Below are 20702 nucleotides of genomic sequence, written 5' to 3' on the forward strand. Positions count from 1 at the left end.
GCCGGTCCTTCCGCCTGCCGGCACCCGCGGCCTGCAGACCAGAGCGGCGTCTCCGGCCTGCGGCCGGGCAGATCCCCTGCAGACCAGAGCGGCGTCTCCGGCCTGCGGCCGGGCAGATCCCCGCCCGGCCGCATCGATCTTACCGATTCCGTTTCATTAAAATTCGATCTCCCCTGCAAAGTGGCAGGCGGCGAAATGGCCGTCTCCCATATCCTTCATGGCAGGCTCCTGCGACTCGCAGACCGGCTGCCGGAATTTGCAGCGGGTGCAGAACCGGCACCCCTCCGGCGCGTCGATCAGACTGGGCATGTCGCCTGTGAGCAGATACTTTTTCCTGTCTCTCTGTCTGGGATGCAGGGGCGGTACGGAGGACATGAGACCGAAGGTGTAAGGATGGACGCAGTTTTCGTACACGTCCGCCATCTTCCCCGACTCCATGACCTTTCCGCCGTACATGACGCATATCCTGTCGCTCATATAGCGCACCACCGACAGATTGTGGGTGATGAACAGATAGGACATTCCGTATTCCTGCTGCAGATTCAGCAGCTCGTTCAGCGTCTGAGCCTGTACCGACACGTCCAGCGCGCTGGTAGGCTCGTCCAGAACAAGAAGACGGGGCCGCAGCATGATAGCGCGGGCGATGCTCACCCGCTGCTGCTGACCTCCGGACAATTCATAGGGGAACCGCTCCAGCAGCTCTTTGCCCAGGTTCACCTTGGCCGCGGTCTCCCGGATCAGCGTTTCCGCCTCCCCTTTGCTGCAGCCGTTGATGAGCAGCGGACGCTCCAGAGAGCGGTACACCGTGCTTCTGGGATTCAGTGAGGAGGCCGGATCCTGAAAGACCGCGCCTACCTTCTTTCGGATCTCCTTCGTGTTTTTCCTGTCCCACACGTTCTTTCCGTCGATATAAATGGTGTTCTCCGTGGGAGGCAGCAGCCCGAGGATCATCTTCGCTATGGTGGTCTTTCCGCTGCCGCTCTCTCCCACCAGCCCCACCGTCTCGCCGCGGCCGATCTCCAGAGTCACATCGTCCACCGCTTTGACGAAGGCCTTTCCCCCGCCGCTCTTTCTCACGGGAAAATATTTCTTCAGGTGTTCTGTCTTCACTAAGATTTCATCACTCACGGGCGGTCCCTCCTTCTTCCAGGAAGCATGCGCAGAAATGACCCGGCTCGCATTCCTTCCACTCCGGCTTTTGTTCTCTGCACTTCTGCATGGCATAGGGGCAGCGGTCCGCAAAATTGCAGCCCGGCCGTTCCTCCGCCAGATTCGGCACCGTTCCCTTGATGGTCTCCAGCCGTCCTTCGTCCTTCGTGATCGTAGGCAGCGCCTTCATGAGCAGTCTGGTGTAGGGATGTCTGGGCCGGTCGAAGATGGTCATCACATCCGCCGTCTCGATGAGGTTTCCAGCGTACATGACGCCCACCCGGTCCGCGATATCCGCCACGATACCGAAATCGTGGGTGATGATGAGCACCGCTGAGTTGAATTTTCTGCGCAGCTCGTTCATCAGCTCTATGATCCCCGCCTGAATGGTCACATCCAGCGCGGTGGTCGGTTCATCGGCGATGAGCAGCTTTGGATTTCTGCAGAGCATCATGCCGATCATGACGCGCTGACGCATTCCGCCGCTGATCTCGTGGGGAAAGGATTTCATCCGCTGTTCCACGTCGGAGATCTTTACATCCCTCAGCATGTCTCTTGCCACCTGCCACGCCTGTTTCTTGTCCATCTTCTCGACCAGCAGTCCCTCTGTCATCTGCGCGCCGATGGTGTACACCGGGTTCAGAGAATCCAGAGGATTCTGGAAGATCATGCCGATATCCCGGCCTCTGACGCCGGTCATCTCCTCCCTGGACAGCTTGAGGAGATCCCGGCCGCCGAAGACGACTTCCCCTCCGCTGATGATCCCGGGAGAGCGGATCAGCTGCATGATACCCATGGCGGTGGTAGATTTGCCGCAGCCGGATTCTCCGACCAGCGCGAAGACTTCTCCTCTTTTCACGTCGAAGCTGACGCGGTCCACCGCCTTCACGCAGCCTCTGCTGGTGTGAAAGTCGATGCTTAAGTTTTTAACGTCCAATACCTTTTCTTCCACAGCGACCTCCTTATACCTTCAGACGGGGATCCAGGAGTTCTTTCACTCCTTCGCCCGCCAGATTGAATCCCAGTACCGTCCACACGATGGCCAGACCCGGCACGATGGAGATCCACGGCGCCTTGCCGATGTACTTGATCCCTTCAGAGAGGATCATGCCCCAGTCAGGCTGCGGCTGCTGAGCGCCCAGTCCCAGGAACCCCATGGAGGTCGTGGACAGGATCGCCGACGGCAGAGCCAGTGTGGCCAGGATCACGATGGTAGAAGTGAGATTGGGAAGAATATAGCGGAGTATAATATTTGTGTCGCTCTCTCCGTATATTCTGGCCGCTTCGATGTAGGACAAGTTCTTCAGCGACTGCACCTTGGCCCGCACGATCTTCGTAAACTGCGCCCAGCTCACCACTGCGATGGAGATCGCCACGTTCTGGGAACTGGGTCCCAGCATGAGCACGATGGCCATGGCCAGAACGATGGGCGGAATGGACCATGTGGCGTCCGTCACGAAAAGGATCACCTTGTCCACAGCTTTGCCGTAATAACCCGCCAGAATGCCCAGCGTGACGCCGATCAGCGTCTCGATGATGACCGCCGTCAGACCCACGTTCAGCGCGATGCGGGATCCGAAGATAACGCGGCTGAAAATACAGCGGCCATACTGGTCCGTTCCGAAGGGATACTCCGCGCTGGGAGCAGCCAGCTTCATGGCCAGATTCTGTTCGTCATAGGTGTGCGGCGCGATATACGGCGCGAAGATCGCCACGACCACCACCGTGAAAAACAACAGGAAGCCGACGAGAAACATCCTGTTTTTCGCGATTGCTTTTAATTTTTCTTTCATAATATTTCCCTGTACTCTCCTATTCCAGACGAATTCTCGGATCCAAAATACCCGCCACGATATCGCCGATGATATTGCAGACTACGGTCAGGATCGTGATGACAAAAATAATGCCCTGCACGATGGGGAAATCCTGCTTGGCGATCCCCTTCCACAGCAGCTGGCCCATTCCAGGCCACGCGAACACATTTTCCACTACCACCGCGCCGCCGATGAGCCAGGGCAGCGACAGGAAAAACATGACGGTCACCGGGATCATGGCGTTGCGCAGCACGTGCTTGAGCAGCACCTTTTTGTCGCCGACGCCCTTGGCGTATGCGGTCGTCACGTATTTTTCGTCCATTACATCCAGAACTTCGGAGCGGGTCAACCGGTAGATCTGCGCCAGCATGGGCAGAGCCAGCGTGACCGCCGGAAGGATCAGCGAAGGAAACCCGCTGTACCCGGATAAGGGAAGAATTTTCAAATTGATGCTGAAAACCAGCATAAACAGCACGCCCAGCCAGAATGGCGGCATGGACCACAGCACCACTGTGGTGACGGTCAGAGTCTTATCCACAGCCTTCCCCTTCCGCACTGCGGCCCACAGGCCCAGCGGGATCGAAACAAGGTATTCGATCATGAGGGCGGCGCCGGTGAGCATCAAGGTGTAGGGCAGCCGCTGAAGGATCAGGTCCGTCACGTTCTGTTTGATCGAGATCGACATGCCGAAATCCCCGTGGAGAATATTGCCCAGCCAGTAAAAATACTGGACTACCGGCGGCTGATCCAGTCCCCACTGTGCTTTGATCTCCGCTACCTTTTCCGCAGACACACGGGTATCCACCATCAGATCGATGGGATCTCCCGGCATGGCCTGCATGATGCAGAAGACCAGTACGGTGACGAAAAACACCACCAGTACGCCCATTAACAGGCGTTTTGCTATAAAACGTAAAGTATCATTCAACTTTCAGTCCTCCGGTCAGATCGACCAACATATTAGCAAAAAGAAGGGAAAACTCCCCCCTTTTTGCTTTCGACTTATTTGTGCCGGCTCCCCTCCTTACGGGGAGAGCCGGCATTCTTTCGCTTCTGTGGTTCTTTCTTTGCCGTCAGCGGCGCGGTCCAGAGACCGCAGTCAGCGCGGACGTCAGGCGGCATTTCCTTCCTCCGCCCCGCCCCGCCGCAGATCTCCGGTTACTCCGCGAAGATCACATCCGCCAGCTTCTTGTACAGCTCGTTTTTCGGAAGCCCTTCATAATTGGTCAGCATGACGACGGTGAGACCGTCGTCCACATAGCGGGAGCACCTGGAGATAAATCCATTGGTGCCTCCGGTATGCCAGATCTCTCTGTGGTCCTCAGGGTAGTGTCCTTCAGCGTTCTCCACGAAAAATCCAAATCCATAGCCGGTGCCGCTTCCGTCCTTCAGCTTATTCTCGCGGAAGGCCTCCGCCAGCCGTTCCCGGGGGAGCAGCGCTTCCGAGTCGCTCATGTAAAGGTACTTGTGCCATTTATACATGTCATCCACATTGGATTGTATATTCCCGTCGGCATATCCCACCAGCGCCATGTCGTAGACGCGCTTTTGGAAGCTGCCGTCCTCCTGAAGCGTATAGCCTTCGATGAGAGCCGACGGCTTTTGCCGGCTGTCGTCCGGCGCGCAGGTGTGGTCCATGCCCACCGGTTCGAAGATCCGCTTCTGCAGGAACTGTCCAAAGGACATGCCCGACAGCTGCTCGACGATATTGCCCAGCATGACGTAAGCGGAATTGCTGTAGGAGTACTGCGTCTCCGGTTCAAAGTCCAGATCGCCGAAACTCTTGATGATCTCCAGCATCTCCGGAGTCTCCGCCACCGAGATGCGCGGATTGCTCTCCCATCTTCCCTCTTCAAAATACTCTTTGATCCCGGAACGGTGAGACATCATCTGACGGATGGTCACATAGTTCCTGTATTCCGGAAAATCAGGGAAAAACCGTGCGATGGGCTCGTCGAGATCCAGAAGTCCTTCCTGTTCCAGCATCAGAATCGCAATGCAGGTAAACTGCTTGCTGTTGGAAGCGATCACGAAATTGTCATCCGGCCGGATGAGCCGTTTCGCTTCCATGTCTGCCAGACCGTAGGCCTTGCGGATCAGGACCTGATCGCCCTTCGCGATGAGCAGCGCCATGCCCGGCGTGTTTTCATTCATTACAGGGGAGATCACCGCGTCCAGGCGCTCTTCCAATGTCTTAATGTTCATTGAGCCTACTCCTTTACCACGTCGTTATAGAAGGATCTGCCGTCGTTGGTGATCTGCAGGCCTTTTACATTGCTTCTTGCAGCTACGCAATAATTGTCGGCAAAGAGGGACACGGCAGGCATCTGAGCGAACAGGGCATCCTGCGCCTTTTCATAGCCTTTCACACGCTCTTCCGCATCTGTGATATAGCGGGCCTCGGTCAGAGCAGCCGTGACCGCCTCGTCGTGCCACGGATAACCGGATTCCTCAGTGAAGACATAGTACAGAATATCCGCGTCGTTCCACACATAATTTCTGGACGCAGCCTGGAATTTGTTGTCTCTTACCATCTGCTTGATATAAGCCTGCTCGTATTCGCGGATCTGGAAATCGACGCCGATGGTCTTCAGCTGCGCCTGAATAACAGGTGCGGCGGCCTTTCCGGCGGCCTTATCCGTGGGGGAAGCGTACTCGATGGTCAGCTTCTTTCCGTTCTTGTCCACAAATCCGTCTCCGTCGCTGTCAGTGTAGCCCGCTTCCGCAAGCAGCGCCTTGGCGCCCTCCACATCAAACTTGTATTTCGCAGCGTATTCCGCCTCTTTCTCCGGGCTGTATCCTGCCTGCGCGTCGGAGATAAATCCGTACATGGGCGATACGACGCCGTCCAGCGCCTCGGCCAGACCCTCGCGGTCGAGACCGATGTTGATCGCCTCTCTGATCAGCTTCTGGCTGGTCGGTTCGTCTTCGGTCTGGAACATGATGTAATTCACGCCCGCCTGCTTGTAGGAATAGGTGGTGACGTCGGGATTGCTCTGCAGATCCGCCACGCTGGACATGGGAACGTCGTAGATGATGTCCACATTGCCGGTCTCAAGCTCGCTGACCCGCGTGAATTCGTCGGGGATAAAGCGGATGATCACCGTGTCGGCGTTCAATACCGCCTTGTTCTGTACGTTGGGATTCGTCGTTCTGTAGTACGGATTCTTTTCCAGAACTACCTGAGAACCCGCCTGCCACTCCTTGAGAAGATAGGGGCCGTTTCCAACAGCGCTGCGGTTGAACTCGTCCGTTCCCATCTCGTCGGCTCTGTCCACATCCACGACGCCGCCGTAAGTGCTGGCCAGGCTGGCCCACATGTAGGGCGCCGGCTTTGACAGAATGTACTTGAAGGTAGTGTCATCCACGATCTGAACTTCCTCGATGGCTTCTACGTCGCCGGCGTACTGGCTGATCTCCTTCATTCTCTCCACGGATTTCTTCACGCTCTCCGAGGTCAGGGGATCGCCGTTGGCGAATTTAGAATCCTCATACAGATGGAACGTGATCTCCAGACCGTCGTCGGAGACCTCATAGCTCTCCGCAAAGCAGGGCTGGACCTCGCTCAGGTCGGCGTTGAACGTTACCAGCGGATCGTAGATCAGCGCGTGGACCATGTTCTCCCACCCGATCTGATGAATGTCGGCGCCTTCGATCTCGTCCTGGATCGCGACTACCAGCGTGCTGCTGTCGCCGCCATTGGAATCGCCGCCGGCGTCTCCGGAACCGCCGCAGCCTGTCAGCATCAGCGCTGCCGCCAGAAATACAGCCAATGTTTTCTTTAATTTCATAGCTTTCTTCTCCCTTACATAAATAATATTGCAGACAGCCAACCGGCTGTTTGTAACCTTTTTTGTCTCCCCGCGTACAGCGGAAAAATACGCCGCCTATACCGAAAAAAGGGGTTGTCTATATAGAATATAGACAACCAAGGGGGCGCCCCCTTGGCCATGCCTCCGATCTCCCGGCGGGCATTCCTGTTCTTATTCGGTTTCGGTCTCTCCCCCTACCTCGTCCGCTTCCCTGTCCGGGTCGGCCTGAGGATATCGCAGGGCCGCCGAAAACAGCGGCAGGATTCCCCTGTCCTCCCGGATATAAGTCTCCGGGTCAGCGTCTCCGCCAGGATCCGTGGTGATGACAGCCTGCAGTCCGCGCGCTTTCGCCGCTTCCCTGAGCCTGTCCGCGAATTCCTCCGCTCCGGCCTCCCGCAGGATCTCCGCAAAGATTCTTTCCGGGATGTCCCCGCAGCCCATCTCCCCTACCTCCTTCTGCCTGGCGCCGTACCGGACCGCCTCGGACTCATAGGCGCGGACCAGACACTCCACATAGCTGTGGTTGATCGGAAACGCCTGACATTCCTCTTTTCGGTTCAGGTACATCCCTTTGAACTCCATAGGCGTGCAGTTCAGATAGTGGGCAAAATACTTGTAAAAATACCGGGGCGCGGAAAACCCGCACTGCTCCGATATCTGCGTCACCGACATGCTGCTGGTGATCAGATACCGCACCGATTGGATCACCCTGAAATACGCCAGCGTATCCTTAAAATTGATCTTCAGTTTATCGTTAAACTCTTTCGACAAATACTGCGGGCTCAGAAACTCACCGTCGGCGAGATTTTTGAGATTTATTTTCTTGTGGCAGTTCTCCAGTATATATGTATAGATCCTCAGAAAACGCTCTTCCCGGACGTCGTCGCCCATGGCGTTTCTGAACATGTTGCGCATGTCGTGGCAGTGCTCTCCAATGAAGTGGACGATCTCTCCCACGGCTTTTTCCGCCAGAAAGTCCCCGGCGTCCGCCAGATAATAATGGTAGAGCAGCCGCAGTCTTCCCTTCAGGACATCCTGATCCGCCGTCGCCGTGACGGAAGTATAAAACAGCGTCGTATTGCAGTTATATATGCCTCTGTCGATCATATCGCAGTATTTCTTGGCCCTTGCCCCATTGATCTCAAAGAGCAGCACCAGATTTTCCGAGCTGGTCTTTCTCATCTCCACCGGTTCGTTGATGTTGATGATCTCGATCTCTCCCTCTTTCAGTGTGTGGACGCCGCTGACCCAGTGCAGAGCCACGCTTCCTTCCAGCACATAAATAAGCCTGAGATTCCTGCTCAGATGAAACGGATGATGTCCGATCCGTTCCGCTTTAATACCGTATAGCCACGAATCGCTCATGATAAGATTCCTCCAAAAACCTTACAGTTCTATCATACTTGTTAGAAAATTATAAAAACAACGCAGGAATTTAATCAATCTGTGTATTTTTTTATCTAAATTACGTTGAAAACGCTTTCCATTCAATATCGCCGGCCAAAACCGGAGAAAAATGGGAAAAACGTTTCACCTGCTCATTTCCTGCGGCGCGCCGCAGATCGATGATCAGAACTATTATAACATAATAATAAAACCTGTGTACGGTTTTATCAACAGGATCAGGAACAGATTCTTCCACCCCAGCCTGCCGCCGTGTTCTGTGAAAAAAATGCAGGAGGGACAGTGGCTCGTGAGCCGCTGTCCCTCCTGTTCAAAACGATGTATTTCCCGACAGTTCCTTTCAATGGCAGCGCCGCTCAAAAGGGCCGTTCTAAAGGCATTTGAAAATGACGGCGGCAGCCTCGGCCCTGGTAGAGGTCTTCTCCGGTTCAAACACATGACCGCCGTCAGCTGAGCTGCCGCTGACAATGCCCCGCCGCTGAAGCAGATTTACAGGATCCACAGCATAATCCGCGATGGCTCCCGCGTCCAGAAACGCCGCCGTCGCCCCGTCACCGTCAGCCGGCGGCTGCGCGTTCTTTACTTTCGTCAGATAGCCGCTCAGCATGACCGCCATATCCTGCCGGCTGATGCTGTCCTCCGGCTTGAAAAGCACGCTCCCGTTCTCCTGAGGGAATCCGGAAGCCAGTCCCTGCCCCCAGGCCCAGAGCACGGCGTCGGCGTACCAGTCTTTTTCCCCCACGTCTTCATACTTTGAAGTCCAGGTCCCTCCGGGGCTGCCGCTGATATTGTACAGCAGCTGCACAAACTCGCCCCGGGTGATGGCGTTCTCAGGGCTGAAAGTGGTATCGGAGGTCCCTTTTACGATTCCCTTGGCCGCCAGCCCGTTCACCGTGCCTTCCGCCCAGTGACCGGCCATATCGGCAAACCCGGCCGTTTCCGGTTCCGATGTTTTTTCCGCAAGCTGCGACTTGTCCGCCTTTTCCAATACGGACAGCGCCTGGTCCACTTCCGCCTGAGACGCCCCCGGTCTCTCCAGCGTCTCCATGGCTTCCCTGTACGCGGTCAGAGCCTGCAGCGACGTCTTTTCGTACGCCGCGTTCAGCTCCGCCACCTCCCAGATCAGCCCATCCTTGTCTCCGGCCTTCACAATGCTTTCCTGCCCCCATTCGGAATTATCCGCGTTGAGATCCGCGCCGTATCCGTAGAGGGTAAACTGCCACCGCATGATCTGTCCGTCTTTCAGCGTCCAGTCGGCAGCTCCCACGTTGGGAAAGGAGTAGTCTCCCGTCTTTTCCGCCGTACCTATGCAGTACATCCATCCGGACATGCTGGTGTAATCAAATTCTCCCAGATATTCATCCCCCGGCGTCTCTTCCTGCAGGGATGCGACCGCCTTCTTGAGGTATTCCGGCAAAACCGGGGCTCCCCTGTCCGGATCGTACACCTGAGACAGATAAAACGCGCTGTCCACGGATCCGGTCATCTTCAGGGGCGCTTCCACTCCCGGATATCTTTTTTCGATCAGATTGACGATCACTCTGGACGCCTTTGTTCCCTCGGGCACGGTGACCAGAGTGGGCTCTATGATAAAGCCCTGGCCCAGAGTCAGCTTTTCCATCGTAACTGCCACTGTGACCGTATTGCCGGCCGCCCTGTTTCCTGCGGCGCCCGCCGCAGCAGTTCCCGATCCGTCCCCGTTCTCCGCCGCGAATACCTGACCGCAGAGCATGCTCAGGCACAATCCCAGCGCCAGGACCACGCGGGCCGCTCTCCTTACCGTCCCCCTGCCGTTTCTTGTTTTCGCTGTCACTTCCGGTCTATTGTCTGCCGATCTTCCTCTTCTGCCTTCTGTTTTTTCTTCCATTTCTTCTACCTCTGTTTTCTGATCCTCATGTAGCCGCCTACTGCGGCCACCATCGCCGCCGCCAAAAGCAGCGCCAGGACCATCCAGGGATTTTCCTGTATGGTCTGTCTCACCACTTCCCATATCGTGATCTTATCCTGATCCTGCTCTTCTTCCGCTTCTTCGCCCGTTCCCAGGGCTCCGGACGCGCCTTCCTCCAGACCGCCGGAATCCGCCGGGGCTGCCGCGGCGACGCTCTGCGCCTCCGGGGCATCCTCCGCCTCTTCCGTGACGACGGTAGTGGAAGTCTCGCTGCCGTTTTTCGCCCCGCCTTCTATCGTACCCACGCTTTGACTGGAACCTTCCTGTGCGCCCGGGGCCGTGCCGCCGCCCTGCCCCTGACCTTCCGGCGTTCCTTCGGTTCCGGCGCCTGCGCCCGAACCGCTGCCGGACGTCCCGGCTCCCGTTCCTGTTCCGCTTTGCCCTGTGCCGGAGCCGTTTCCGGAGGACCCATGCCCGTTATTGCTGTCCGGCTGTGGTTCTTCCTCCTGTATCTCCAAAGCTACGGTCACATGCAGCCTCCCGTCTTCCGACAGGAGGAAAGCGCCCTCGGCGGTAATATCTGCCGCGCTGCCCCCTGCAGACTCCGGCGTCCATTCCACCTTTTTCACCCGGTATGCCATTTTTTTCACAACGCCGTTCACGGTCTCAGTTACGGTCTTTCCCTTCACCTTCACCATTACCTTCGACGATTGGTCGCCCGCCATGTAGGCGGCCCTGCTCACGCCGTCCTCCATGGTATAGTTCCTGCCGTCTGTTCCTGTGACGGTGACCGTATAAAGGCCTTCGTTTCCTGAAATGTCCAGCTTATAGTAAGCGGGCCTGCCCAGGATGGGATATCCGTCGCTTACGCTCTGGGTCCACAGACCGCTGCGCACCGGCGTTCCGCCGCCGTCCAGCAGATAGGCCAGTTCGCCGGAAGCAAACTGCTCCTCCTCCGCCATGGTCACCACCTTCCCGTCCGGCGGAGCCACCGCGGAACCGGACAGGCCGTAGCTGTTGGTTACTGTAATATAAGACGAACCTGCGTCGCTGGCGAAAATTCCCACGCCGCTCTCGCCTCTGATCACCCCTTTATTGTAGCAGTTCCTGATCTGTGCGTTCAGGCTCCCCGACTTGTTCAATCGGCCCGCCAGACCGCCTACGTCCTCTTTCCCGCTGACATTTCCCACATTATAGGAATCGACGAACCCGCACTGAACGCTGCCGGACAGAGAGAAATCGGATCCTCCCATCAGTCCTCCCACGAAAACGTCCACACCGGATATATCGCCGTAATTAGCGCAGCGCTCTACCATTCCCCTCATGAACCAGCCCGCCAGACCGCCTGTGGCGGAAGGATTGCTGTAGCCCACATAGCAGGTGCCCTCCGCGGTAACGTCTCCCATATTGGTGCAGTCCTCAAACTGGTGATCGGCGTAGCAATATCCCACCAGGCCTGCGCAGGCTCCGCCGCTGCCGTAGATCTCCGCCGTATTCGTGCAGCCGGAGGCCAGGATGAGATCCGCTCCGCCGCCGCTTCCCCAGCGATTGGAATCGGATCCGCCCACCAGGCCGGCCACGCCGCTGGCTCCGGATACTCTTCCTGTGACTGTGATATCTTTCAGCGTCAGCGTTTTTCTGCCTCCGCTTCCTGTAAAATAATTGACCACCGCCCCTACATAGTTGCCTCCTGCAATGTCAGCTTCCACTGTAAAATTGGAGATCTCGCATTCCCCCACTGTGTGGAACAGCCCTGCGCTTCCCTGGATCCGGATCACCGCGCCGTTTCCGTCAAAGACTCCGGCGAACGGGTTCGACGAAGTGCCCGCGGCCTCCCATCCCTCCAGCGCAATGGTATCCGCTCCGTCATCCACCTGATAACAGGCCGCCGCGTAGGTCGTACTGCCCCCGTTGATCTTCGCCGCCATCAGATCGAAGTCCGCCGCGCTCTTCAGAATGAAGGGATCTTCAGGTTCGCCGGTCCCTGCGGCAAAAGCGCCCTCCGACCGGCTCCATCGGGCGTACACCGTGGCGTCGGCGTCAAAAGTACGCGAGGAAGGGACCTGGCTCCCCCCGCTTTTGGCGTCGTACCAGCCTCCAAATTGAAAGCCGTCTCTCTCCGGAGCAGTGGGAAAATCCGCCCTCTCTCCCACACTTATAATGGAAGAATAAATTTCGGCGCCTCCGGCAAACTGTCCGCCGTTTGCATCAAAATTTACCACCACCGCGTCCTCCGGCACTTCAGATCCCGCAAAGACGGCCACTACCTCTCCGTCGGAGGCTCCCACGGCGACCTGAGCCGAAAGACCGCTTCTGGTAGCCACAGCTCCGGTCACAGTAAACCGCAGCAATTTCTGTTCGGCCTCCGGTTTCGCCTCGAAGCTGACGATGCTGCCGCTTTCCGCGTACTTGGCCCCGGAAGCGGCGGCTCCCACTCCGTCTACCTGCAGTGTTCCCCTGCCGCTCGCGTGGTAGGACAACCGATAGACCGGGCCCTTATCCCCGCCGGCGAATACCGGACCGGAGACGCCCTGACTCCAGTCCGCCGTCCGGTTTCCTCCGGCCCCGCCGTCCAGCAGATAGGCCAGCTCACCCGACAACACCTGTTCGACGCTGACCTTCGTCACATATTTTTTGTCTGCTCCCGCGCTGTCCGCGCTGTAAGAATTGACGTTCAGCTCATAATACAGTCCTGTGATACCGCCTGCGCCGCCTTTGGACGAGCGGATACTTCCCGTATTGTAGCAGTTTTCTACGCTGCTGGAGGCTGAGTACGTAGGGATATAAAACCCTCCGTCAGACTTGGCTCCATTCTCCCCCGTTATTCCTCCCGCAGCGCCGCCGCCTTTGCTCCGCACCGCTTCCGTATTGTAGCACGCCCGGACTCTGGCGCCCGTTTTATCCACCTTTCCAATGATGCCGCCCACCGGTCCCTTAGAGCCGGTGACCCCGCCCTCATTGACGCAGTACTTCAGTTCCGGCAGCGCAAGGTAACCTGCGATGCCTCCCACATTGGCTGCGCCATCCACGCTGCCCGTATTGGCGCATCCCTTCACCAGAGCGCCGCTTCCTGTGACATAGCCCAGGATCCCGCCGGTGTGGCTGCCCTTTCCTGTCACGCTGCCGCTGTTCTCACAGCTTTGCATGGTACTGGAAGCATTCATGTCCATATATCCTGCAATGCCTCCGGTATAGTCGCCGCTGCCGTTCACAGCGCCGTAGTTTCCGCAGTGTTCTACCGTGTTGGCTCTGCCTGCATAAGCGGTCACGCCGCCGGTATAATTACCGGCTCCGGTAACCGTTCCGCCGCTGCCATTGCTGCAGCCTGTGATACTTACATACTGCTCCGCATAGCCGGCCACGCCGCCGCCGTGACTTCCTGCCGCGTTCACGGTTCCCATGTTCGTACAGTCCCCTATCACGGCGGAGCTTTGACTGCTGCCGGACAGATATCCTGCGATTCCTCCCGCATACCGTACTCCCGCCACGATCCCGCTGTTGGTGCAGTTTGACATGCTGCTTGCGATATGATAGCCGGTGGCTCCGCTTCTGGCCGTGATCAGCCCCGCCACACCGCCGGCGCAGGAATTGTCGGCCCCGCCGTTCACACTGCCCAGATTTTCGCAGTTCGTAAAGCCGGCAGCGACGGATATCCCCGGGCTGTTGGTCGTCACCCTGCCCGCTATGCCGCCGGCGGCCTCGCCGGTTCCCGTTACCGCCGCCAGATTGCGGCAGTTTTCAAAGACCGCCCGCTGGCCCGCAGCGTTCATGACCACGCCGCCCAGGATACCTCCTGTGCTTTCCGCGCCTTGTACCCGTGAGGGATCGCTCCCTGAGCCATCGCCGCCGCGTCCGAATTGTACCGCCGATATGGTACAGCTTCCCGCAGCGCAGCCCACCACGCCGCCTGTATAATTCCCGCTGCAGTCCACTGTTCCCGATACCGTCAGATTTTGGATCGCTCCGCCGCTGATGTATCCGAACAGCCCCTGATGATCTTTTACCGAGGAAATCTTCAGTCCATGGACGCCGTGCATCTGTCCGTCAAAGGTCCCCTCGAAAGGCGCTGACAAAACTCCCACAGGCGTCCAGTTTCCGCTCTTCATTGCCACATCGCTGGTCAGACAGATCCTCTCGCCCGCAAAACTGACCGGTGCAAGCACGCCGCTGCCTGTGGCGTCCAGCCCGTTGACCAGATTGGAAAGCCCCTTCAGCTCCTGCTCTGTCCCGATCTCATAATCCCCCGATATATGTCCGGTGTACCAGGCATAATCCGGTATGATGCGTACAGAAAAATGGTAAACGTAATCCCTGTTTTCCATTACCGGTATTTCGTAAAATGGGTCCGCGTACGTCATATCCACAGCCGGCGTGATGACCGCTTCACGATCTGCTTCAAGCCGCATTTCCAGCTTGAGCCTTCCCTCCTTCACCGCGAAAGCGCTCTGGGTGGATCCGTCCGTCACCGGCGACGAAACGGCGCCCCCGGTTATCATAATGCTGCTGCCCGTGACGGCGGCGTCACCAGGGGCCAAAGTGACCAGAAGAACCGGATCGCCGCCAAACTGCGGATACGCGGTTCCGGTCTCCTGGGTCCAGTACGTTTTCGCATTTGTGACGGCGCCTCCGTCCATCAGCCAGCTTACAAGTCCAGAAGCAAACTGCTCCGCGCTCTTTATCTCGCTGTCCGCATCGGATGTCCCGATCTCCCCAGGTGACGGCAGACGGTAGCAATCGGAGATCCCCGGCTTAGTCTCCCCTGCCAGCGGCAGAGGCGTCTGCGCATTGTAATAGAAACAACCCTTCAAATTCAGAGAGTTCGCAGGCGCGGAACCTACCAGACCTCCCGCGGAGCCGCCGTCAGTTCCTCTTACTTCGGCCAGAGAATAGCTGTAGGTGATCGTTTCCGCGGTTCCTGCGACGCCGCCGGTGACTGCGGAACCGGAGACCACGGCTGCGCCCACGCCCACCGTTGTGATCGTTCCGTCGGCCTGCCCTGCGATCCCTCCTACCGCGGTGGTACCGGAAATGGACCCGGTGACGGCGTATCCTGTGGTCTTCGCCCCTGTGATACTGCCCGCAGCGTAACCCGCCAGACCGCCCACAAACCTCTGTCCTGTCACATCTGCCAGAGAGACGGAGGTGACCACGCTCCTGCTTCCTTTCGCATAACCGGCCACGCCTCCTGTGTAATCACCGCCGGCCGTATTCCCTGAATTCTTCATGTCCGTCACCGCGCCGTCGGCCCAGCCCGCGCCGCCTCCCGTATATTTGCCGGCGCCTGTTACCGCTCCGCTGTTGCTTCCTGTGGAGATGCCGCCGGCATACCCTGCCAGGCCGCCGGTATAATCTCCGCCGCCGGCAACGGTTCCGCCGTTGCTTCCCCGCGTGATGGTGCCGGAAGCATATCCCGCAAGACCTCCGGTATAGTTTCCTCTGCCGGAGACCGCGCCTTCGTTGTTTCCGTCTGTGATGCTGCTGGAATATCCCACCAGGCCTCCGGTGTAGATCCCGCCTCCGGACACATTCCCCGTATTGGAGACTCCATACAGGTACCTGGTGGTCTTTCCGCAGATCCCGCCCGCATGATCTCCCGTACTGCTGACGCCGCCATAGTTAACGTTGGCGTTGACGTCTCCGCTGGAGCCGATATTCCCGGTGGACGATCCGATCAATCCGCCCACATACTCGCTGCCGCTGATCTCCCCATAGTTGAAAAGTTTCCTGCACGCCGCCGTATTATAACCGGCAATACCGCCGGCGAATCTGCCGCCGCTCACGCTGCTCCTGGCATTCATCGCTCCGAATGTGCAGTTTTGAATGACCCCTGTGTTATACGCGGCGATACCGCCTGCGTAGTCGCCTGCAGTGTAAATGGTTCCGACCACCTGTAGGTTGCGGATCGTTCCGCCGTTATTGTTGGCAAAGAATCCCGCGTATCCGCCGTTGTCAGGCGCTGACGCGCTTCCCACCGCCACGCCGGATACCGTATGGCCGCCGCCGTCAAAAATGCCTGCAAATCCGGAATCCCTGCTGCCCGCCGGCTTCCATTCTCCGCCGCATACGATATCTCCGCCCAGCCGCACAGTCTTTCCTGCAAAATCTACCGGTCCTGCCACGGCCGAACTGGTTATGCCGCCGCTGACTAATCCCGCGAAACCTCTGAGCTCTCCTTCTGTGCTGATCGTGTATTCACTGAGCATGGTGTCGTACCAGTAGATCGTCGGGATAGACTCGTCCAGCTCCTCCTCGCTGCCGTAGATCAGCACGACGTCGCCGCCGTTCACCCTGCATTCATAGACGCCGTTTGTGACCTGGGTCTTGGCGCCTGTCCCCCCATCCTTCACAAAAATATTTTCGCTTCCGCTGAACCGGATGGCGATGACAGCGCCGTCCGTCACATAACAGTGCAGCGCCCCCGACGCGTCCACTACGGCCGTTATTCCGCTGACGGAGGCCGTCACGGCCGTATCTGCAGAATTGGGCCGAACAGAGACGCGGTACACCTGAGAAACGGAACTCTGATCTGCAAATTCCGGAAACAGCGTTCCTTTTTTCCATACGTTTTCTAAACTGGAAGCGCCGTTCAGCCAATAGAGGATCTCGTTTCCCGTAAACTCGGCAGCGCTTCTGCCCATGCCGCCATACCCGTTTTCTGTTCCGTCCGTGTCCAGATAAAAACACAGATCTCCGATCTCCGCATTGCCGCTGATCTTCAGCGGAGTCGACGCATTGTAGTAAAAAGAAGTCTCCAGCGTACAGTACCCTTTATCGGCAGAGGTGTATCCCGCTATTCCGCCGGATATGCCGGCCCCCGAGACCCGTCCCGATGCATAACAATCCTCGATAACGCCTCTGTAGAAATATCCTGCCACGCCGCCTGCATAGTCATCACCCGCCTGCACGTCGCCCGTGTTCGCACATCTGCTAATTTTTCCCTGCGAAGAATTTGAAAAATATCCCGAGATGCCTCCCACGTAGCCGCCTTCACTGCCTACGGCGCCCTGATTGACGCAGCCGGTCAATACCTTCCCCGTAAAATAACCGGCGATGCCGCCCACGTAGGATCCGTCTGTGGCGGAAGTACTCACCTCGCCGCTGTTTGTGCAGTTTTCCGCAGAACCGGAGAGATTTCCCACGATGCCGCCTGCATAGGTCGACGTACTTGTGACAGCGCCGCTGTTCTCACAATCTTTGATTTTCCCCGAGCCGCTGCTTGCGTATCCTGCAATGCCGCCGATCCGGCCGCCGCCGGTCACCTGCTCCCGGTTGACACAGCTGCTGATCACCGTTCCGGAAAAGGCGCCGGCGATCCCGCCTGCATTCGCCATGGTGCTTGTGGACGATGTGCTTACCGCACCGCCGTTGACGCAGCTTTCCGCAGAACCGGAGAGATTGCCCGCGATGCCCCCTACATACGTAGACGTGCTCGCCACGTTCCCGCCGTTTTCACAGTTGGTGATCTGTCCATCCGCGTTGCCCGCGATCCCTCCGGTATACTGCGCCCCCTTTAGCGTCCCTTCAAAGACACAGTTGGAAATAACCGCTCCGCCGCCTGCGCTTCTGCCTATGACGCCTCCTGTATAGCTTTTTGTATTTACGATATCCACCTTGCTTGTACAGTTTTCAAAGCGGCAGCCGGCTGTTCCATAGCCCGCAACTCCTCCTGCGTTTGCACTGGCCACGTCAAGTTCGCCTCCTACGGTGACATCCTCCACCACGGCCTTGTTCAGATACCCGAAAAGTCCATAATACCCTTCTTCCTTTGCGGATATGCTCATCCCTGTGACGGTATTGCCATTTCCGTCGAAGTGACCGGAAAATGCGTTGCCTCCGGAATCTCCCACAGGGATCCATTCATTTCCTGACAGATCCACCGTGGCCGTCAGGCTGAGAGTGGCCCCGTCAAATGAAACCGCTCCGACGGTGCTTCCGTCCTCATAGAACGCCGTTCCGTTTACCAGCTCCGCCAGTTCTCTCAGATCCTGCGCCGAACCCAGTTCATACAGATCCACTCCCGCAGGAGTCACATACCATTCATACGTGCCTTCCGGAAAACTTTTTACCTGACCCTGCATCAGCAGTGCATTCTGCATTTCCTCCAGCATCTTATCCAGAAGGGCCTGATCCTCATCCGTGATCCCTCCCGGCGTTGTGGTGATCCCGCCTGATGTCGCGCCGGTCCCTCCCGGTGTTGTCGGATCATCCACTACGGAGTCTCCTCCGGTTCCTGTATCTCCTCCGGTCCCCGTGTCTCCTCCGGTCCCCGTGTCTCCTCCGGTCCCCGTGTCTCCCCCGGTTCCCGTGTCTCCTCCGGTTCCCGTATCTCCCCCAGTCCCCGTATCTCCTCCGGTTCCTGTATCTCCCCCGGTTCCCGTGTCTCCCCCGGTTCCCGTGTCTCCCCCGGTCCCTGTATCTCCCCCGGTTCCTGTATCTCCCCCGGTTCCCGTATCTCCCCCGGTTCCTGTATCTCCCCCGGTTCCTGTATCTCCTCCGGTTCCTGTGTCTCCTCCGGTCCCCGTGTCTCCCCCGGTTCCCGTATCTCCTCCGGTCCCCGTGTCTCCTCCGGTCCCCGTGTCTCCCCCGGTTCCCGTATCTCCTCCGGTTCCTGTATCTCCTCCCTGATCGGCCGCGGAAGAGCTGGCGCCTGTCCCGGCGTCCATGGCATAACTGCTCATCGCCGCTTGTGTGAACAGCAAAAGCAAACATAACATAAAGCTGAGAGCCCGTTTTGTGTTTCTCATATGTACTCCTTTCATCTGTAACAGTTTCCCCCGTCTTCCTCTTAGATCCCTGACCCCAGGTACATGCCCTCTCATCATCCCAGATGGCTTTCCCGCAAAAATCGTACCTGCAGAGTCGTTTTCATCTGACCGTGCAGCGATATGTGTTTCCGCCGCCTGAAGACCTCATATAAAGACACAAAAAAAGCTGCGGCAAAATGCCACAGCCGTATTTCTGTGATAAAGTATGTCTGGTCGCTGCACAATCGCAGCCTGTTCTGGTTCACAACAGCGCAAATAAAAGCGCGTATGCTGCATACACAAAACAATGCGCAGACTGCACATCCGTCGCCGCACGATGCTCTGGGCACGCCGGCGCTGACGCCGCTCATGTCGGCGTCTCCCTTATTCTCCTGTCTACCCGAGGAGAGGGTCCGTTTTTATGCAGGTTTCCTGGCTCGCGATCAAACATTTTTTCCACGCCTTCCCAGACTTTTGCCCAGTGACGTTCTTCTCTATATGAAAAAAGAAGAAGCTGCTGTACTATATCCCATATAGTACAGCAACAGGGGTACCCCTGTTGGAGAAAACTATCGCTTACAGTGGCGGGTCCGCGCAGGCTTCCAACCTGCTTCCCTCTTAGCCATCCGCAGATCTCCGCGGACAGAACATAAAACGTGATTCTATTGTATGAAAATTAATTACTGCGTGAAATACGATAAGATCATATGACATTACCGCATCGCTGTCGACACACCTGACCGTTTCGGACGTATCAGGCCGCTGTTCAGCCCTGACCTATTTTGATATGATATACATTTTCCCTGTCTCCGGGTCCTGATACACAAAACCCTTTGAATCCAGGTCCTCCATCAGGCTTCCGTCCTGAATGGCTTTTTCCAGATCCTCCACTTCCACCAGATCCTCTTCCGTCACCACATCCATGACCTTGCTGAGATCCACATTCCAGTGGAGGATCACAGCGATCATCAGGCCGCAGGCAAAGACAAGCATAACGTCCACCAGATTGGCCAGATTTTCCATGGGACTGACCTCTCCTCCCCCGAACCGGTCTTTCTTACGTCCTCCCAGTCCCCTACTTCTCAGCATCGGAAGCTACCTCCTCCAGGATACATTCCATAATGGATTCCATTGAGACCATGTAGCCGTTGTACCACCTCTTGCGCATGCAGGATATGACCAGAGCGACGGCCGCTGCGATCACGCCGGCGATCGTCGTGTCAAAGGCGATCCCCAAAGAGTTGGAGAGAGTGCTCGTGTCCCCCTGTCCAAGGGCTACGATCCCGGGTCCCAGGGGGATCAGCGTCCCCAGCAGACCGAACATCGGTCCCAGTTTGGCCACCAGATCGGTGACCTCCACCGCTTTCTGATAGCGTTCTTCTTCCGTGGTCAAAAGCCGCTGCGCCACCGCGGTCAGAGAAGCGCGGGGCATGCCTGCCGATTCGATCAGGACATATACTTCTTCTTTCTGTCTCAGAGGCAGAGAGCTCCGCCCGATCACCTCTTTGAGTTCATGGGTGGAACTCTCCGAGATCTGCTTCAGCAGCGCAGGCACATCGATCTTCGTCTTTCGCCGTTCTGTAAAATATTCGACGATCAGATCCCCGGTCTGCCAGACCGCCGTCACCATCAAAAAAATCAGCACGATCATACAGGGAGTCAGGATGACCTGTCCAATCGTATGTAAAATATCAGCCAGTGAAAAATTCAATTTCATCCTCCTCTCTGTTTAAAGCTCGCGTTTCCGCACGATCTCTTCTGCCCGTACCGGTTTGCCGTCATTGACAAGAATCCGCAGTTCGCCGTTTCCCATCTGCCGGATCAGCTGCAGCAGATGCTTTTCTTTATCTGTAAGCGTGCCGTTTGTCTTTACTATTTTTTTCTCCGCCAT

14 protein-coding genes and 1 riboswitch are annotated in these 20702 nt (G+C 57.3%); all 14 genes read right to left on the reverse strand.

Annotation, left to right across the window (positions count from 1 at the left end; translation table 11 throughout):
- Nucleotides 1-156: 156 nt before the first annotated feature.
- The 14 genes from E0E37_RS17370 to E0E37_RS17430 all read right to left on the reverse strand — a co-directional run bounded on the left by E0E37_RS17370 (nt 157) and on the right by E0E37_RS17430 (nt 20702).
- Nucleotides 157-1128 (reverse strand): ABC transporter ATP-binding protein, encoded by a 972-nt coding sequence (locus E0E37_RS17370; RefSeq protein WP_207302983.1) that lies wholly within the window; start codon nt 1126-1128, stop codon nt 157-159.
- The gene (locus tag E0E37_RS17375; protein ID WP_130864237.1) at nt 1121-2101 is read right to left on the reverse strand and encodes an ABC transporter ATP-binding protein; all 981 of its coding nucleotides are present in this window, start codon (nt 2099-2101) and stop codon (nt 1121-1123) included. Before E0E37_RS17375 ends, E0E37_RS17370 begins: the two co-directional genes overlap by 8 nt.
- Nucleotides 2102-2111: 10 nt before the next feature.
- Entirely contained in the window at nt 2112-2942 is an 831-nt protein-coding gene (locus tag E0E37_RS17380; RefSeq protein ID WP_130864238.1) for an ABC transporter permease, read from the reverse strand.
- A gap of 19 nt (nt 2943-2961) precedes the next feature.
- Complete coding sequence (locus tag E0E37_RS17385) at nt 2962-3891, reverse strand: ABC transporter permease (protein WP_130864239.1); 930 nt, start codon at nt 3889-3891, stop codon at nt 2962-2964.
- Between the two features lie 230 nt (nt 3892-4121).
- Nucleotides 4122-5168 (reverse strand): serine hydrolase domain-containing protein, encoded by a 1047-nt coding sequence (locus tag E0E37_RS17390; protein WP_130864240.1) that lies wholly within the window; start codon nt 5166-5168, stop codon nt 4122-4124.
- 5 nt (nt 5169-5173) lie between these two features.
- Entirely contained in the window at nt 5174-6754 is a 1581-nt protein-coding gene (locus E0E37_RS17395) for an ABC transporter substrate-binding protein (RefSeq protein WP_130864241.1), read from the reverse strand.
- Nucleotides 6755-6946: 192 nt separating this feature from the next.
- Nucleotides 6947-8140, reverse strand: a complete 1194-nt coding sequence (locus E0E37_RS17400; protein ID WP_130864242.1) for a helix-turn-helix transcriptional regulator — start codon at nt 8138-8140, stop codon at nt 6947-6949.
- A 100-nt stretch (nt 8141-8240) separates the two neighbouring features.
- Nucleotides 8241-8417, reverse strand: coding sequence for a hypothetical protein (locus E0E37_RS18630; protein WP_165445433.1), 177 nt, complete (start codon nt 8415-8417; stop codon nt 8241-8243).
- A gap of 132 nt (nt 8418-8549) precedes the next feature.
- On the reverse strand, nt 8550-10046 hold the full coding sequence (locus E0E37_RS17405) for an S-layer homology domain-containing protein (protein WP_165445434.1): 1497 nt from the start codon (nt 10044-10046) through the stop codon (nt 8550-8552).
- A 5-nt stretch (nt 10047-10051) separates the two neighbouring features.
- Nucleotides 10052-18277 carry a beta strand repeat-containing protein gene (locus E0E37_RS17410; RefSeq protein WP_130864244.1) on the reverse strand — a complete coding sequence of 2742 codons (8226 nt, stop codon included), beginning with the start codon at nt 18275-18277 and terminating at the stop codon, nt 10052-10054.
- Nucleotides 18277-18735, reverse strand: coding sequence for a hypothetical protein (locus E0E37_RS17415; protein ID WP_130864245.1), 459 nt, complete (start codon nt 18733-18735; stop codon nt 18277-18279). Before E0E37_RS17415 ends, E0E37_RS17410 begins: the two co-directional genes overlap by 1 nt.
- 481 nt (nt 18736-19216) lie before the next feature.
- Nucleotides 19217-19479: riboswitch (cobalamin riboswitch) on the reverse strand.
- Nucleotides 19480-19588: 109 nt separating this feature from the next.
- A complete protein-coding gene (locus E0E37_RS17420; protein WP_246019776.1) occupies nt 19589-19900 on the reverse strand; it encodes a DUF2149 domain-containing protein in 312 nt (103 codons plus the stop codon).
- Nucleotides 19887-20522 carry a MotA/TolQ/ExbB proton channel family protein gene (locus E0E37_RS17425; RefSeq protein WP_130864246.1) on the reverse strand — a complete coding sequence of 212 codons (636 nt, stop codon included), beginning with the start codon at nt 20520-20522 and terminating at the stop codon, nt 19887-19889. The genes E0E37_RS17420 and E0E37_RS17425 overlap by 14 nt, the downstream gene beginning before the upstream one ends.
- An 18-nt stretch (nt 20523-20540) precedes the next feature.
- Nucleotides 20541-20702 carry a DUF2292 domain-containing protein gene (locus E0E37_RS17430; RefSeq protein WP_130864247.1) on the reverse strand — a complete coding sequence of 54 codons (162 nt, stop codon included), beginning with the start codon at nt 20700-20702 and terminating at the stop codon, nt 20541-20543.

Source organism: Bacilliculturomica massiliensis, assembly GCF_900605495.1.
Lineage (GTDB): Bacteria > Bacillota > Clostridia > Peptostreptococcales > Anaerovoracaceae > Bacilliculturomica > Bacilliculturomica massiliensis.